The organism is Candidatus Regiella insecticola LSR1, assembly GCF_000143625.1.
In the GTDB taxonomy this organism is placed as follows: Bacteria; Pseudomonadota; Gammaproteobacteria; order Enterobacterales; family Enterobacteriaceae; genus Regiella; species Regiella insecticola.
Window position 1 is genome coordinate 211,983 of sequence record NZ_GL379590.1, and the last position, 15,614, is coordinate 227,596.

Sequence of the window (15,614 nt, forward strand, 5' to 3'; positions counted from 1 at the left end):
AAAAACCGCAAGAAGAATCACTAGAAAAAATCGAAAATTCAACTCTGACATTTACTTACCAACCGAAGCTAATCAAAATGCAAAGTAGAGATAGATAGTGAAAACAATAGGATACGCTACAATCAAAAAACCCCTTTTACATTCACTCAGGATCCAATAAATAATTCAATGATACGTATTGCTATTGCCGGCGCGGCAGGGCGCATGGGAAAACAACTGATTCAGGCCACCGCTCAACACAATCAGGTGACCCTTACCGCGGCTTTCGTGCGTCAAAATGATGCCGCGGTGGGAATGGATGCCGGCGTGCTGGTTGACATCAATCCACTCAATATTACTCTCAGTGATAATTTAGCCGCCATTGAGGATAATTTTGATGTATTGATTGATTTTACGACGCCCACAGCGACATTGCAGCATCTGGAATACTGCCGACAACAGAAAAAAGCGATGGTGATTGGTACCACTGGTTTTAGTGATCAAGACAAAATACGGATTAATCAAGCCGCTGAAGAAATAGCCATCATTCGTGCGGCTAATTTCAGTGTTGGCGTCAATTTGATGCTAGAGCTACTGAAAAAAACAGCAAAAATAATCGGTAAAGACACTGACATTGAAATTATTGAAGCGCATCATCGGCATAAAGTGGATGCCCCTTCAGGCACCGCATTAGCGATGGGAGAAGCCCTGGCAGACACATTGGGGCTCGATCTAAAACAGGCGGCGCTGTATTGCCGTAATAAAGAGCCCCGTAAACCCGGTACCATTGGTTTTTCTACTCTCCGTGCCGGCAATATCATTGGCGAACACCAGGTACTCTTTGCCAATGATGACGAACAACTGACTATCACTCATAAAGCAAATAGTCGCATGACATTTGCCAATGGCGCCATTAGAGCTGCTATTTGGTTAACACGGAAACAGAAGGGTTTATTTGATATGAGCAATGTGCTTGATCCCAATTAGCACCAACACCGATGTTGACACACAATGGCACCGTCAACGGCATACTTTTTTCCGTGGTTTGTTCCATCAAATGACGAATTTTTTCTACCGCACCCTGCACAACACTCTCATGCACTTCAAAAACCAGTTCATCATGTACTTGCATAATCATCCGCACTAAGGGTTGATGCTGTAACCAAGCATCGATTTCAATCATCGCGCTTTTAATAATATCGGCGGCCGTGCCTTGCATCGGGGCATTGATTGCTTCTCGTTCGGCGGCTTTACGCCGCATGGCACTCGATGCATTAATATCGGGTAAATACAGTCGTCGCCCCGAAAGGGTTGTCACATAACCCTGTGTTGCCGCCTGTTTGCGAATAGCCTCCATATAATTGGCCACGCCTGGATAACGTGCAAAATACAGATCAATATAATGTTGCGCTTCAACCCGTGCAATCCCTAATTGGCGCGCTAGACCAAACGCACTCATGCCATAAATTAAGCCAAAATTAATCGCTTTGGCACTACGGCGCTGTTCATCCGTCGCTGTCTCTACAGACACATTAAAAACCTCAGCAGCAGTGGCGCGGTGAATATCTTTATCGGCAGTAAAGGCTTTTATTAACCCGCTATCTTGTGAAAGATGCGCCATAATACGCAGCTCAATTTGAGAGTAATCAGCGGCAATAATCTGGTAACCGGGTGGCGCAATGAAGGCTTGACGGATCCGCCGCCCCTCTTCACTACGAATAGGAATATTTTGTAAATTAGGCTCACGAGAAGACAAACGACCGGTAACAGTAACCGCTTGATGATAGGAGGTATGCACTCGACCTGAAGTAGGATTAATCATCGAGGGTAATTTATCAGTATAAGTCGTTTTTAATTTTGCCAATCCACGATACTCAAGCAGAACTTTAGCCAAAGGATAATCTAACGCCAGCTCTGCAAGGACTTCTTCATCGGTTGATGGTGCTCCTTTAGGGGTTTTTTTCAGTACGGGTAACTGTTGTTTCTCATACAAAATAGTTTGTAATTGTTTAGGTGAGGCTAAATTGAAAGGCTCTTCTGCTAATAGATGTGCTTGCTCTTCTAACTCAGTTAACCTTGTGGTTAATTCTTGAGAATGCTGTGCCAAAACAGCCCGGTCGATCAACACGCCAGTACTTTCAATACGCGACAATACCGACAATAGCGGCATTTCAATGTGGGTAAAAATCCAGCTCAATGCTTTACTTTGCTGTAGTTGAGGCCATAGGCAGTGATGAAGTCGCAGTGTGATATCAGCGTCTTCAGCAGCATAAGGTGCCGCTTGTTCCAAAGCAATCTGATTGAAGGTGAGTTGAGACTTGCCTTTACCGGCAATTTCTTCAAAGGTGATGGTTTTATGCTGTAAATAACGTTGAGATAAACTATCCATATCATGACGCCCCGCCACCGTATTCAAAATATAAGATTCCAGCATGGTGTCAAAAGCAATGCCTTGCAAAACAATACCGCAACGCGCCAAAATGCTTTTATCGAATTTAAGATTTTGCCCGACTTTTTGCTTTTGCGGATTTTCTAATAGCGGTTTTAATTTATCTAAAACGAGAGTGCGATCTAACTGAATTGGCGCATCTGAATAATCATGCGCTAAGGGTAAATAAGCCGCCTCACCGGGAGTAATCGCAAAAGACAGACCAATGAGATTAGCATTGATAATATCCAGCCCATCGGTTTCGGTATCAAAAGCAAAAAGATCGGCTTGATTCAGTTGCTCAATCCAATGGGATAAGCTGTCTTCATCCAAAATTATCTGGTAGTTATCTTGTGAAAATCGCGCGCTTGGCGCGGTCGGCTCATCAATGGATGTCGCAGGACGTTTTTTACCCATCGGCCAATCAGGCGAATTTAACTCAGCCAGCCAACGTTTAAATTCATAACGACTAAACAACTGATGTAGTTGATCGATATCGGGGGGGGGGATGTTTAATTTATCATGGGCGATATCTAACTTAACATCCGTTTTAATCGTCGCCAATTGATAAGATAAATAAGCCAGTTCTTTATGTTGTTGTAACTTGGCGGCAAAAGTTTTGGCGCCGCGAAAAGTTAAGGTCGCGATTTTTTCCAAATTAGAAAATAGGCAATCTAATCCCCCCAGCCCCTGTATAAGGGCTTGCGCGGTTTTTTCACCAACACCCGGTACGCCGGGAATATTATCGGATGAGTCGCCCATCAATGCGAGAAAGTCGATCATTAACTCTGGCGGAACGCCATATTTATCGCGTACTTCCTGTGACCCAAGCACGGTGTTATTCATGGTGTTAATCAGGGTGATATTAGTGGTGACCAGCTGTGCCATATCTTTATCACCGGTACTGATGACAACTGATCGGCCTGCTTTTTCTGCCTGTTGCGCTAACGTCCCTATAACATCATCGGCCTCAAACCCAGCCACGACAAGCAGCGGTAGCCCCATCGCACGTACCATGCGATATAACGGCTCGATTTGTGAAGCTAAGTCATCAGGCATCGGGGGACGATGAGATTTATACTGAACATAAAGTTCATCACGAAAGGTTTTACCTTTGGCATCAAATACCACGGCAATATGGCTCGGATGATATTGCGATAATAAGCTACGCAACATGTTTAGCACGCCATACATCGCCCCTGTGGGCTCTTTGTGGCTATTCGTCAATGGAGGAAGAGCATGATAAGCCCGATAAAGGTATGAAGAGGCATCAACCAAGATAAGCGGATTTGCTGTAATTTGAGTCATAAGGTTTGTTTGTCTTTAGCTAGCGATAAGGCACTGGCCGCAATCATAGCAAAGAGGTTACCGGATGGTAAATTGATACCTGTAATGAAAAACACCCTGCTTCATAGATGATCTACTCAGGCAGGGGGGTTATTGACGTATTTTTAATGATGGTTGTTATTATTATTGTGTCTATGACAGAGACAAACTAAAACAACAGCTCCAACGAATAGAACCAATGCAGGCACACCTCCCGCCACTAATGGAGACGTAGCTAACTTGTGTGGTTGGTTTGGTTTCTGTGGTTCTGCAATGATGTTACTGGTTCCTGAGAAAGTCCCAGTAAAATTTAATGCATCAGCGCTAGCATTTATAGGCTTTGCAAAAGCTGTAACATTTACAGGAGGAGGAGAAGCAAAACTCGGGATAGTAGCCATAATATTATTTTCTTTTGTGGTAATTAAATTTTTAATGTAACGAGGGGAATGAATTCAAAAAACTAAAAATACCCCATGTTGCCGATTTAGCCTATTGATTGTCCTGATTAAAAAAAGTGACAATTAATTTATAGCTAATGATGCTTAATTAATATTATTAAATTTAATAACTAATTTCATTTTGTAAAGAAGGCTTTGCCTGTGCAGACATGTATCGCTCTCTTATAGCCGCATTTTTAATCTCCGTGGCCATGAAGTATATTACAGCAGCACAACAACAATGCCCCCAAAATTATTATCCCAGCCCCCACTATGGCTGCTGTAGCCCCTGCAGGCAGGCTCTTGTGTGGTTCTTCCGTAGTGTTATGGCCTCCTGAAAAAGCATCTTTAAACAAAGCAGAATTATTTATAGAACCTGTAAAATTTCCGGTAGGAACGGGAACGGTAGGAACAATATACATAATATTATTTTCTTTTGTGGTAATTAAATTTTTAATGCAATGAGGGAATGAATTCAAAAAACTAAAAATACCCCGTGCTGCCGATTTAGCCTATTGATTGTCCTGATTAAACAAAGCGACAATTAATGCATGACTAATAATACTTAATTAATATTATTAAATGCAATAACTAATTTCATTTTGTAAAGAACGCTTTGCCTGGGCAGACATGCAACCCCCTCTCTTATCGGATGAGTTGCCTATCTAAATATGTTGATCGTTTGGAGACGGCGGGGGCGTTAATCTGTGGATAAAGTTGTGCATAAAAAAAGATTTAGGGAAAAATAACCCTTTAAACACAAGGCGATATAATAAATTATTATAATAATCAATATATTATATTCTTAATTTTATTAATGACAGGCTTATTTTTTCTTTTTATCCATTGTGGATAATATTATTGGCGCCTTCCGCTACTGAATTTCAATGAGGGAAAATGCCAATATACCCTTCGTCTTTGAAGCCGAAGGCAACTTCAAAGACGAAGGGTATAACATATTTAAAAATACGGTCATTCTATTGATTTAACAAAAACTTAACCACTTCGGCATATTCTTTAGCATAAGCCGCTTTTGAAGTGGTATCGATGCCTTCGCTTTTGATCCTATATTTGCCATCAACATAGACGGCGGGAACACCATTTACCTTTAGCTTTTCAGCCATTTCTTCTTGTTGTTTAAGCAAAGATTTAAGATCAAAGCTTTCTTGTGCATCATCGTATTCTGCTTTTTTGCCTACTTTGGCAAAAATTTCACCAATAACTGCCTTAACTGCTTTAGCGTCTTTGGTTTCTAATTTTTTTTCTGTTTGCACGGCTTCAAATAGCAGAGGCTTGATTTTATCTGCTACCTTTAACTCCTTGGCAATCACCCAAGCTTCAGTGAGCTCTTTACCCCAGGTGCCCAGAAATTCAACATGGTATTGTTCTATTTTAACGCCTTCCGGTATCACTTTTTTTATTTGCTGAGACACCTGTAAGTCTTTATCAAATAAATAACAGTGCCCGCAGTAAAAAGAAAAAAACTCTGCCACCCTTGGTTCCCCAAACACAGGCTCCTTTAAGGATTCATATTGCTTTCCCTCTTTAAATGAAGTGGCTGAAACCATGAATGCCATGCTGAGCCCCATCAGAAATAATCCCATTTTTTTCATACAATAAAATCTCCATTATTTTTTATTAATACCGTTAGGTATTTTTCATTGATCTGTCTACTGGCTAACGCAGCTTCAAAGGCAAAGGGTATAGATTACATTTTGTTAGATATCTGTTAGCATTCACGCACTTTTGTACTAAAAACGGCACAAGATATGAAGTTTGTTTCTTTTAATATAAATGGGTTACGTGCCCACTTCCATCAACTCGCTGCGATTATTACACAACATCAACCCGATATCATCGGATTACAAGAAACTAAAGTGCATGATGATATGTTTCCTTTAGCTGAAATAAGTCAGTATGGATACCATATTTATTACCATGGGCAAAAAGGCCATTATGGCGTGGCACTGTTAATCAAACAGCAACCCTTGGCGGTACGCCGGGGATTTCCTACTGACGATGCCGATGCGCAACGCCGTATTATTATGGTAGATGTAGCGACACCACAGGGAAACTTAACGGTGATAAATGGTTATTTTCCACAGGGAGAAAATCGCAACCACCCTACAAAGTTCCCCGCGAAAGCGAAATTTTATTCTGATTTACAACATTATCTCGAGCAACATTTTACTCCCGACGATCAGCTTTTGATTATGGGTGACCTGAATATTTGCCCAACGGAGCTTGATATTGGTATTGGCTCCGATAATCAAAAGCGCTGGTTACGCAGTGGAAAATGTGCTTTTTTGCCTGAAGAACGTGATTGGCTCGCACGGTTGCAAAATTGGGGCTTGATTGACACCTTTCGCAGCAAAAATCCTGAATGTAATGACCAGTTTTCATGGTTTGATTATCGATCGCGTGGCTTCGATGAAAATCGTGGATTACGGATTGATTTACTGTTGGCAAGTGCTCCATTGGCATCACGTTGTATAGCAACAGGGATTGATTATCAAATTCGAGGCATGGAAAAACCTTCTGATCATGCCCCGGTGTGGTCTGAATTTATGCTATCAGGTACATAATACGGACATTCACATTGAACCATAACATAATCGCACCCGCCGCTTTTACACTTTATGATTTGCATAGTCATACGGTCGCGTCGGATGGTTTACTAACCCCTACAGAATTAGTCACGCGAGCAGCCTTAATGCGGGTGGGGGTATTAGCGATTACCGATCATGATACCACCAACGGGTTAGCAGAAGCTGATGCCGCCATCCAGCAACAAAATTTGGCATTAAAATTAATTCATGGGGTAGAAATTTCTACTGTATGGCAACAGCATGAAATACATGTGGTTGCTTTAAATATCGATATTACGCATCCACGGATTTGTCAATTATTGGCTGAACAAGCGACAAAACGCCATCAGCGGGCGAAAGAAATCAGTCAGGCCTTAGAAAAAGCACAGATCCCTGATGTCTGGCCAAATGTGACACGTTTGGCCAAAGAGGCACAAATTACCCGCAGTCATTTTGCACGTTATTTAGTAGAATTGGGAATGGCCAGCAACATTAGCCAAGTGTTTAAAAAATATTTGGCAAAAGATAAAATCGGTTACGTTCCACCCCACTGGTGTACTATAGGGCAAGCCATTAATGCTATTGCTCAATCTGGAGGGCAAGCGGTATTAGCACATCCCGGACGTTATCGGCTTACAACTAAATGGTTAAAGCGATTACTGTCTCATTTTTCCGAGCAAGGTGGGCATGGTATGGAAGTGGCTACCTGTCAACAGACACTCGACGAACGTGTTTTATTGGGGCAATATGCGGAGCAATATAATCTGTTAGCCTCTCAAGGATCGGATTTTCACTATCCCTGCTCTTGGATTGAACTAGGACGCAAATTGTGGTTACCCGCTAAGGTGAAGCCGATATGGCATGATTGGCCAGTGAGATAAAAAGACATCTAAATGGATGAAATAAGGTGCAACCATGAGTCAATTTCTTCACATTCATCCGCAAGACCCTCAATTACGATTAATCAAACTCAGTGTTGATGTTTTAAGCAAAGGCGGCGTCATCATCTACCCAACCGATTCTGGCTATGCTTTAGGTTGTCGTCTAGAAGAAAAAATTGCGATGGATCGTATCTGTCGCATTCGGCAACACAATACAACTAATCATTTCACACTGGTTTGCCGCGATTTATCAGAGCTCTCTACCTATGCTCATGTTGATAATTATGCCTTCAAATTAATAAAAAATAATATACCAGGGAGCTATACCTTTATTTTAAGAGCGACGAAAGAAGTACCACGGCGTTTGATGAATGATAAACGTAAAACTATTGGATTGCGGGTGTTGACTAACCCAATAGCGCTAGCATTGATGGCGCTATTGAAAGAGCCGTTGATGTCCACCACGTTGATATTACAAGGCAATGATCGTGCTGAATCCGATCCAGAAGTCATTAAAAAAAATCTTAGCAAGCAGGTGGATTTAATTATTCATGGAGGGATTTTGGAAGCACAACCGAGCACCGTGATCGATATGACCACCTCTGCCCCTGTCATCATCCGTTAAGGAGTAGGCGATGTGACACCTTTTCTAACAGACACCTAAATATTATTCTCCCGACGCCTGTGAAGGCGACATTAGAGGTTTTCAATGAGTGAAAAATTACAAAAAGTGCTAGCACGTGCTGGCCATGGCTCTCGCCGTGCAATCGAAACTATGATTATGCAAAGGCGTATCAGTCTTGATGGTAAAATAGCAACCTTGGGTGACCGTGTTGATGTCCGCCAATCGACCAAAATTCGTTTGGATGGTCGTGTACTGGCGATTACTGAATCGAATGCGGCCATCTGTCGTGTACTAGCCTACTACAAGCCTGAAGGTGAATTATGTACCCTTCATGATCCTCAAGGGCGACCAACGGTGTTTGATCGCTTGCCTAAACTACGGACTTCTCGTTGGGTGGCGGTAGGGCGTTTAGATGTCAATACTTCAGGCTTATTACTATTTACTACTGACGGAGAATTGGCTAACCGTCTCATGCATCCGCGTCATGAGGTTGAACGGGAATACGCGGTACGTGTTTTCGGTCAAATCGACGAGGATAAAATCAAGCAGCTTAATAAAGGCATACAGTTAGAAGATGGGCCTGCTTCTTTTCATAAGATCAGTTTTCAAGGTGGGGAAGGGATTAATCAATGGTATCACGTCACTTTGACCGAAGGCCGTAATCGCGAAGTCCGCCGTCTTTGGGAAGCGGTCGACGTTAAAGTAAACCGCTTGATTCGTATCCGTTACGGTGATATCAATCTACCCAAAGGTTTACCGCGTGGCGGCTGGACAGAACTTGACTTGAAAGCGATAAACTATTTACGTGAGTTAGTATCCCTGCCTGCGGAGACCGTCAGTAAATTACCTGTTGAACAAGAACGCCGCCGCATGAAAGCCAATCAAATTCGCCGAGCGGTTAAGCGCCATTCTGAGAAAAAGAGGGCTGACACCAGGCAGATAAAGAAGCGGCGTTTGTAACGACCTATTCATAATCTAATATACCCTTCAAGTTGCCGCTAAGCGGCCAGGGCGAGAGCCGACAGCCAACAACATGGCGGCTTCAAAGGCGAAGGGGATACACCTACTATGTTCAATAATAAACATGAAGAAAGGCGGAACTTGTGGAATTAATTTATCTGTACGTGCTGTTTTTAGCCAAAATGGTGACTATTGTTACCGCGATAGGAGCACTGGTATTTATCGTTTTTTATATCGGGCAACATCAATCAGACCACAGCGGTAAACTTAAACTCGTTAATTTAGGTAAACAATATAAAGAAATTCAGCAAAAGATGCAGTTAGCACGCCTGTCTGAGGCCGAACAAAAGCGTTGGCAAAAAGAAATTAAAAAACAGGAAAAAATAGATCAACAGTTAAAAAAACAACAAGCTAAATTGAACACTACTGCGACAGCAAAACCCTGCCTATATGTACTCGATTTTAAAGGCAGTATTGACGCGCATGAAGTGTCATCATTAAGAGAAGAAATCTCCGCGATATTGGCAGTAGCAACAAAACAAGATGAAGTACTGCTACGTTTAGAAAGCCCTGGCGGTGTGGTTCATGGTTATGGTCTAGCCGCATCACAATTGGTACGTTTACAACAGGCGGGTATCCATTTAACCGTGGCTGTAGATAAAATCGCCGCGAGTGGAGGCTATATGATGGCTTGTGTTGCCGATCGCGTCGTATCTGCCCCTTTTGCTATTATTGGCTCTATTGGTGTAGTGGCGCAAATTCCTAATTTTAATCGATGGTTGCGCAAAAATAATATTGATATTGAATTACACACTGCTGGAGAATTCAAACGCACTCTCACTTTATTCGGTGAAAATACCGAACAAGGGCGTGAAAAATTCCGGGAAGAATTAAATGAAACCCATTTATTGTTTAAGCAATTTATTAAACAACGGCTTCCACAGCTTGATATTGATACCGTGGCAACAGGCGAACATTGGTTTGGTATTACAGCAAAAGAAAAAGGATTAGTCGACGCGATTGAGAGCAGCGATGAGTTATTGATCGCTAAAATGGCACAGCATGAAGTGATTAGCGTGAAATACAGTCGCCGTAAACGATTAATTGATCGATTTACCGGCAGTGTAGCAAAAAATGCGGATCGTTTATTATTGCGCTGGTGGCAACGTAGCGAAAAACCACTAATCTAAATTGCAATATTATTGGTAGCATAAAATTTCTTAGAGCCTGTTCGAAATTTTCTTGACCGACGCTCAATTGAAGAAAAAATGAGCGAAAAAGCGCAGTTTACATAGCGTAAAGAAGTATCAGCGCAGCTCAAAGAAGATTTCGTAAGCTCCAACATCAGTCAACAATTTAGGTAAGGTCATTATGGGCAAGGCGCTTGTAATAGTTGAATCTCCGGCAAAAGCCAAAACGATTAATAAATATCTAGGCAGTAATTATGTTGTCAAATCGAGTGTCGGTCATATCCGTGATTTACCCACCAGTAAAAATATTGCGGGTAGAAAAAAGACAGATATCACTGAAAATTTAGCGAAAGAAAAACAAAAAACCCCGTCTAAGAAAAAAGTTAAAAAAGATGTCAAAACCGCTTTGGTCAATCGAATGGGGATCGATCCTTATCATGGTTGGCAAGCCCAATATGAAATTCTATCGGGTAAAGAAAAAGTGGTGGCTGAATTAACCACCTTGGCGAAAACAGCCGATCACATCTATCTCGCTACCGATCTTGATCGTGAAGGTGAAGCGATTGCTTGGCACTTACGGGAGATTATTGGCGGGGATGATACACGTTTTAGCCGTGTGGTTTTCAACGAAATTACCCAAAACGCGATTGGGCAAGCTTTTCAGCAGCCGGGACAATTAAATATTAATCGTGTTAATGCTCAGCAAGCGCGTCGCTTTATGGATCGCGTCGTCGGGTACATGGTCTCCCCTCTATTATGGAAAAAAATTGCGCGCGGTTTGTCTGCCGGGCGAGTACAATCTGTCGCCGTTCGGCTAGTCGTTGAACGCGAAAGTGAGATCAAAGCATTCGTACCACAGGAATTTTGGGAGCTACATGCCGATCTTTTAGCAAAAGGCGATCTCAATATCCAAATGGCCGTTACCCATGTCGGTGATAAACCATTCAAACCGGTTAACTCCGAGCAAACACAGGTTGCGTTAACATTACTAAAAGATGCCGATTATAAGGTGGTGGCTCGAGAAGACAAACCTACCAGCAGTAAGCCCCCTCCGCCTTTTATTACCTCTACCCTGCAACAATCGGCTAGCACGCGACTCAATTTTGGCGTAAAGAAAACCATGATGATGGCGCAACGTTTATATGAAGCGGGTCATATCACCTACATGCGTACTGACTCTACTAATTTGAGTCAAGATGCCTTAACGATGGTACGAGGTTATATTAACGACAATTTTGGTGCTCGTTATCTGCCGACTTCTGCCAATCAATACAGCAATAAAGATAATTCGCAAGAAGCACACGAAGCCATCCGCCCTTCGAATGTCAATGTGTTGGCTGAACAATTAAAAGATATGGAGCCGGATGCGCAAAAACTCTATCAATTGATCGGGTGTCAATTCGTTGCTTGTCAAATGCCACCGGCTCAGTATGATTCCACTACACTAACCGTTCAGGCCGGGGATTATCGCTTGCGCGCTAAAGGGCGCACTTTGCGTTTTGACGGATGGAGCAAAGTTGTATCGGTATTGCGTAAAGGCGATGAAGATCGTGCTTTACCTATGATTGCCGTCGGCACGCCGCTGGATTTAAAAAAATTGCTTCCTAGTCAACATTTTACTAAACCGCCCTCTCGCTATAACGAAGCCTCTTTAGTCAAAGAGCTAGAAAAAAGAGGCATTGGCCGCCCTTCTACTTACGCTTCAATTATTTCTACCATTCAAGATCGTGGGTACGTACGTCTTCATAGCCGTCGTTTTTACGCTGAAAAAATGGGCGAAATTGTTACCGATCGGCTGGAAGCCAATTTTCACGAATTGATGAATTATGATTTCACTGCGCGCATGGAAACCAGCTTGGATCAAGTAGCCAATAATCAGGCAGAATGGAAAACCGTGCTTGATGCATTTTTTAGCGAATTTAGCGCCCAATTAGCTGTGGCAGAAAAGGATCCAGAAGAAGGCGGTATGCGTCCCAACGCCATAGTCATGATCCAAATCACCTGTCCAACATGTAGCCGTCAAATGGGCATCCGTACCGCCAGTACCGGCGTATTTCTTGGTTGCTCCGGTTATGCTTTATCGCCGAAAGAGCGTTGTAAAACGACCATTAATTTAATTCCTGAAGCAGAAATCCTTAACATTTTAGAAGGCGACGATGCAGAAACCAATGCATTACGGTCGCGTCGTCGTTGCCCGCAATGTGCTACTGCCATGGACAGTTACCTGATCGATACACACCGCAAACTACATATATGTGGTAATAATCCCGTGTGTAACGGTTATGAGATTGAAGAAGGAGAGTTTCGTATTAAAGGCTACGAAGGCCCGATTGTTGAATGCGATAAATGCAGTGCTGAGATGCATTTAAAAATGGGGCGTTTTGGCAAGTACATGGGTTGTACTAACGATCAATGTAAGAATACACGTAAAATTTTACGCAATGGTGACGTGGCACCGCCAAAAGAAGACCCCATTCCTTTACCCGAATTACACTGTACACAATCCAATGCTTATTTTGTTCTGCGTGACGGCGCTGCAGGCGTCTTCTTGGCGGCCAATACTTTCCCAAAATCAAGAGAGACACGGGCTCCATTAGTGGAAGAATTGGTGAGATTTAAATCTCTTTTACCCGAAAAGTTGCGCTATCTGGCTGACGCACCGGTAAAGGACAGTGAAGGCAATAAAACCGTAGTACGTTTTAGTCGTAAAACTAAACAACAATATATTTCCTCCGAAAAATCAGGTAAAGCAACCTCTTGGTCGGCTTTTTATATCGACGGTCGATGGATCGAAAATAAAAAATAGGTTTATACCCTTCACCTTTGAAGCCGCCGCGTTTTTGGCTGCGGGTGTTCGCCTCATGGTATGTCCGCGCTCATAGGTCGGTCGCCTTGGCAGCCGAAGGCAACTTCAAAGACAAAGGGTCTAATGGAGAAATACAGTGAAAAGGTATTAAAGGTGATCCAAAGATGAAATTGCAGCAACTACGTTATATTGTCGAGGTGGTTCACCATAATCTTAATGTGTCCTCCACTGCGCAAGGTTTGTTTACCTCTCAGCCCGGGATTAGTAAGCAGATAAAAATGCTAGAAGATGAACTCGGGATTTTGATTTTTGCGCGCAGTGGTAAACATTTAACCCAAGTTACCCCTGCGGGTAAGGAAATTATTGCTATTGCCGGTGAAATACTGTCAAAAATCGATGCAATTAAAGCCGTCGCGGGGGAGTATACCTGTCCAAATAAAGGATCACTCTGTATCGCAACAACCTATACCCAAGCGCGATATGTCTTACCCAAAATAATTAAAAGTTTTATTAAACATTACCCCTGTGTTTCTTTGCATATGCATCAGGGCTCACCTGTTCAGATCGCGCAAGCCGTTGTTAAGGGCGATGCCGATTTTGCTATCACTACTGAAGCATTACATTTATATGATGATTTAATTATGCTGCCCTGCTATCACTGGAATAGGGGGGTTGTCGTCAGGCAAGATGATCCTCTCGCAGGTAAAAAAAATCTTACTATTACCGAATTGGCCGCATACCCGATAGTCACTTATACGTTGGGTTTTACCGGACGCGCCACGCTTGATAGCGCATTTAAACGCGCAGGTTTGACGCCGCGCATTGTCTTCACTGCCACCGATGCGGATGTCATCAAAACTTATGTGCGTCTCGGTCTTGGGGTGGGTATTATCGCCAATATGGCGGTTAATCCACAGCAAGATCCTGATCTGGTAACAGTGGAAGCTAAAGAAATCTTCACTTGCAGTACCACTAAAATTGGCTTTCGCCGCAGTACATTTTTACGCAGTTACATGTATGATTTTATTCAACGTTTCGCGCCGCATTTAACACGTGATCGGGTCGATCGGGCGCTAAAATTACGCTCTAATGAAGATATTAAAGCGATGTTTAAGAATATTAAACTGCCGGTGCGATGAATCAACGGTTTTATTATAAGATACGGTATTGCGCCCATTTTTTTTCACGTGCCGCAGCTTGAGCCAATCGCTTTTTGCGGCTATCACAGGGCTCAGGGCAATCACAAATTTTTTCCATGCCTAAGCTCGTTATCCCACCACAACTGCCTTGTAAGCTTTTGCGTTTGACCAAATATCCCAATGACATACCGATTGTGATGAGCAGAAAAAAAATAAAAGAGATAATAAACAGGGTTAGCATCGCGCCTTCCTCCTCAATGTTTTTTGCGCAGATAAGGTTCAAACGCCGTTGAATAACGCGCTTCAAAACCATTATCTGTTTTAATAATCATAAACACGGGAATATTCAGTAAATTCGCCAATTCCATACCACGTTGTGGCCCCAGCACATCTAAACCAGTAGATAATCCATCCGCCGTCATGCAGCTTGGATCCAAAACGGTTACCGAGACCAACCGATGGTTTATTGGCCGACCGGTGCTAGGATCGATGGTGTGAGAATAACGCACGCCTTTTTCTTCAAAATAGTTACGATAGTCACCCGAGGTTGCAACCGACATGATACCGGGTTCGATGATCTCCTGCGCACGGGATCCCCCGCTCGCATTCGGTTTTTCAATAGCAATACGCCAAGGCTGATCTTTGCCATTATTGCCGCGAGTGCGGATCTCACCACCAATATCTACCATGTAATGGTGGATGTTATTGGCTTCTAAATAGTCAGCAATCACATCAACACCATAGCCCTTCGCGATGCCAGAAAGATCGACATACAATTCAGGAATAGTTTTGATCAAGGCGTCTTGCTTCTGCTCTACTGCCAATTTATCGATGCCAATCCAAGCCCGACGCTTTTCCAATTCAGCCTCAGTGGGAACTTTATCGGGGCGACCTTCCGAGCCAAAGCCCCAAAGGTTCACTACCGAGCCGACAGTCACATCTAACGCACCTTCAGTAATACCATTGAGCCGAATGGCCTCGCGCACCACTTTTGCCGTGGCGGCAGAAACGGGGAAAGCGGTGTTGATCTGCCTACTTTGATTAAAACGACTTAATTCAGAGTCTTCGCGATAGGTTGACATCTGATCATTGATGAGCTGCAATTTTTGCTCAATGTCTCGTTGAAGCGATTCAAGCGGCGGAGTGGTGGGTGCACTCACATATTTAATGGAGTACGAAGTGCCCATGGTTTTCCCTGAAAAATTAATTTGTTCAGGATCACAACCGGTCAATAATAGTAAATTTGTTAATACTA

Annotated in this window: 14 protein-coding genes; 9 read left to right on the top strand and 5 right to left on the bottom strand. The window is 42.9% G+C overall.

From position 1 onward, the window contains the following. Positions 1-156: 156 nt before the first annotated feature. Positions 157-966: a 4-hydroxy-tetrahydrodipicolinate reductase gene (gene dapB / locus REG_RS04565; RefSeq protein WP_260200201.1), complete on the top strand. Its 810-nt coding sequence runs from the start codon at positions 157-159 to the stop codon at positions 964-966. On the opposite strand, the gene polA is transcribed toward dapB, so the two are convergent. Further along, entirely contained in the window at positions 902-3,715 is a 2,814-nt protein-coding gene (polA, locus tag REG_RS04570; protein WP_006704657.1) for a DNA polymerase I, read from the bottom strand. The genes dapB and polA overlap by 65 nt on opposite strands. A 258-nt stretch (positions 3,716-3,973) precedes the next feature. On the opposite strand from polA, the gene REG_RS04575 reads away from it, so the two are divergent. Next, the gene (locus REG_RS04575; RefSeq protein WP_039907309.1) at positions 3,974-4,171 is read left to right on the top strand and encodes a hypothetical protein; all 198 of its coding nucleotides are present in this window, start codon (positions 3,974-3,976) and stop codon (positions 4,169-4,171) included. A gap of 196 nt (positions 4,172-4,367) precedes the next feature. On the opposite strand, the gene REG_RS04580 is transcribed toward REG_RS04575, so the two are convergent. Both REG_RS04580 and REG_RS04585 read right to left on the bottom strand, forming a co-directional pair. Continuing rightward, positions 4,368-4,649 (bottom strand): hypothetical protein, encoded by a 282-nt coding sequence (locus tag REG_RS04580; RefSeq protein WP_141553616.1) that lies wholly within the window; start codon positions 4,647-4,649, stop codon positions 4,368-4,370. Between the two features lie 498 nt (positions 4,650-5,147). Then, the gene (locus REG_RS04585; protein WP_006704661.1) at positions 5,148-5,783 is read right to left on the bottom strand and encodes a protein disulfide oxidoreductase DsbA; all 636 of its coding nucleotides are present in this window, start codon (positions 5,781-5,783) and stop codon (positions 5,148-5,150) included. Positions 5,784-5,939: 156 nt separating this feature from the next. On the opposite strand from REG_RS04585, the gene xthA reads away from it, so the two are divergent. The 7 genes from xthA (at position 5,940) to cysB (ending at position 14,359) form a co-directional block, all read left to right on the top strand. Then, positions 5,940-6,755 carry an exodeoxyribonuclease III gene (gene xthA, locus REG_RS04590; RefSeq protein WP_006704662.1) on the top strand — a complete coding sequence of 272 codons (816 nt, stop codon included), beginning with the start codon at positions 5,940-5,942 and terminating at the stop codon, positions 6,753-6,755. A gap of 14 nt (positions 6,756-6,769) precedes the next feature. Further along, the gene (rnm, locus tag REG_RS04595) at positions 6,770-7,639 is read left to right on the top strand and encodes an RNase RNM (RefSeq protein WP_006704663.1); all 870 of its coding nucleotides are present in this window, start codon (positions 6,770-6,772) and stop codon (positions 7,637-7,639) included. 34 nt (positions 7,640-7,673) lie between these two features. Then, positions 7,674-8,264 carry an L-threonylcarbamoyladenylate synthase gene (locus REG_RS04600; RefSeq protein WP_006704664.1) on the top strand — a complete coding sequence of 197 codons (591 nt, stop codon included), beginning with the start codon at positions 7,674-7,676 and terminating at the stop codon, positions 8,262-8,264. A gap of 84 nt (positions 8,265-8,348) precedes the next feature. Beyond that, a complete protein-coding gene (rluB, locus tag REG_RS04605) occupies positions 8,349-9,224 on the top strand; it encodes a 23S rRNA pseudouridine(2605) synthase RluB (RefSeq protein ID WP_006704665.1) in 876 nt (291 codons plus the stop codon). A gap of 143 nt (positions 9,225-9,367) precedes the next feature. Next, positions 9,368-10,414 carry a protease SohB gene (sohB, locus tag REG_RS04610; RefSeq protein WP_006704666.1) on the top strand — a complete coding sequence of 349 codons (1,047 nt, stop codon included), beginning with the start codon at positions 9,368-9,370 and terminating at the stop codon, positions 10,412-10,414. Between the two features lie 181 nt (positions 10,415-10,595). Then, the gene (gene topA, locus REG_RS04615; RefSeq protein ID WP_006704667.1) at positions 10,596-13,220 is read left to right on the top strand and encodes a type I DNA topoisomerase; all 2,625 of its coding nucleotides are present in this window, start codon (positions 10,596-10,598) and stop codon (positions 13,218-13,220) included. Between the two features lie 164 nt (positions 13,221-13,384). Beyond that, entirely contained in the window at positions 13,385-14,359 is a 975-nt protein-coding gene (gene cysB, locus REG_RS04620) for an HTH-type transcriptional regulator CysB (RefSeq protein WP_006704668.1), read from the top strand. A 13-nt stretch (positions 14,360-14,372) separates the two neighbouring features. Here the strand turns inward: cysB and nqrM are convergent, their stop codons facing one another. Further along, complete coding sequence (gene nqrM / locus REG_RS04625) at positions 14,373-14,600, bottom strand: (Na+)-NQR maturation NqrM (protein ID WP_039907313.1); 228 nt, start codon at positions 14,598-14,600, stop codon at positions 14,373-14,375. 13 nt (positions 14,601-14,613) lie between these two features. After that, positions 14,614-15,591: an FAD:protein FMN transferase gene (locus REG_RS04630; RefSeq protein WP_071985168.1), complete on the bottom strand. Its 978-nt coding sequence runs from the start codon at positions 15,589-15,591 to the stop codon at positions 14,614-14,616. Positions 15,592-15,614: the final 23 nt, after the last annotated feature.

Bases quoted from the DNA above. Each gene is read 5' to 3' on its own strand.
- polA (WP_006704657.1), bottom strand. From the start codon at position 3,715: ATGACTCAAATTACAGCAAATCCGCTTATCTTGGTTGATGCCTCTTCA.
- REG_RS04585 (WP_006704661.1), bottom strand. From the start codon at position 5,783: ATGAAAAAAATGGGATTATTTCTGATGGGGCTCAGCATGGCATTCATG.
- xthA (WP_006704662.1), top strand. From the start codon at position 5,940: ATGAAGTTTGTTTCTTTTAATATAAATGGGTTACGTGCCCACTTCCAT.
- REG_RS04600 (WP_006704664.1), top strand. From the start codon at position 7,674: ATGAGTCAATTTCTTCACATTCATCCGCAAGACCCTCAATTACGATTA.
- rluB (WP_006704665.1), top strand. From the start codon at position 8,349: ATGAGTGAAAAATTACAAAAAGTGCTAGCACGTGCTGGCCATGGCTCT.
- topA (WP_006704667.1), top strand. From the start codon at position 10,596: ATGGGCAAGGCGCTTGTAATAGTTGAATCTCCGGCAAAAGCCAAAACG.
- cysB (WP_006704668.1), top strand. From the start codon at position 13,385: ATGAAATTGCAGCAACTACGTTATATTGTCGAGGTGGTTCACCATAAT.
- nqrM (WP_039907313.1), bottom strand. From the start codon at position 14,600: ATGCTAACCCTGTTTATTATCTCTTTTATTTTTTTTCTGCTCATCACA.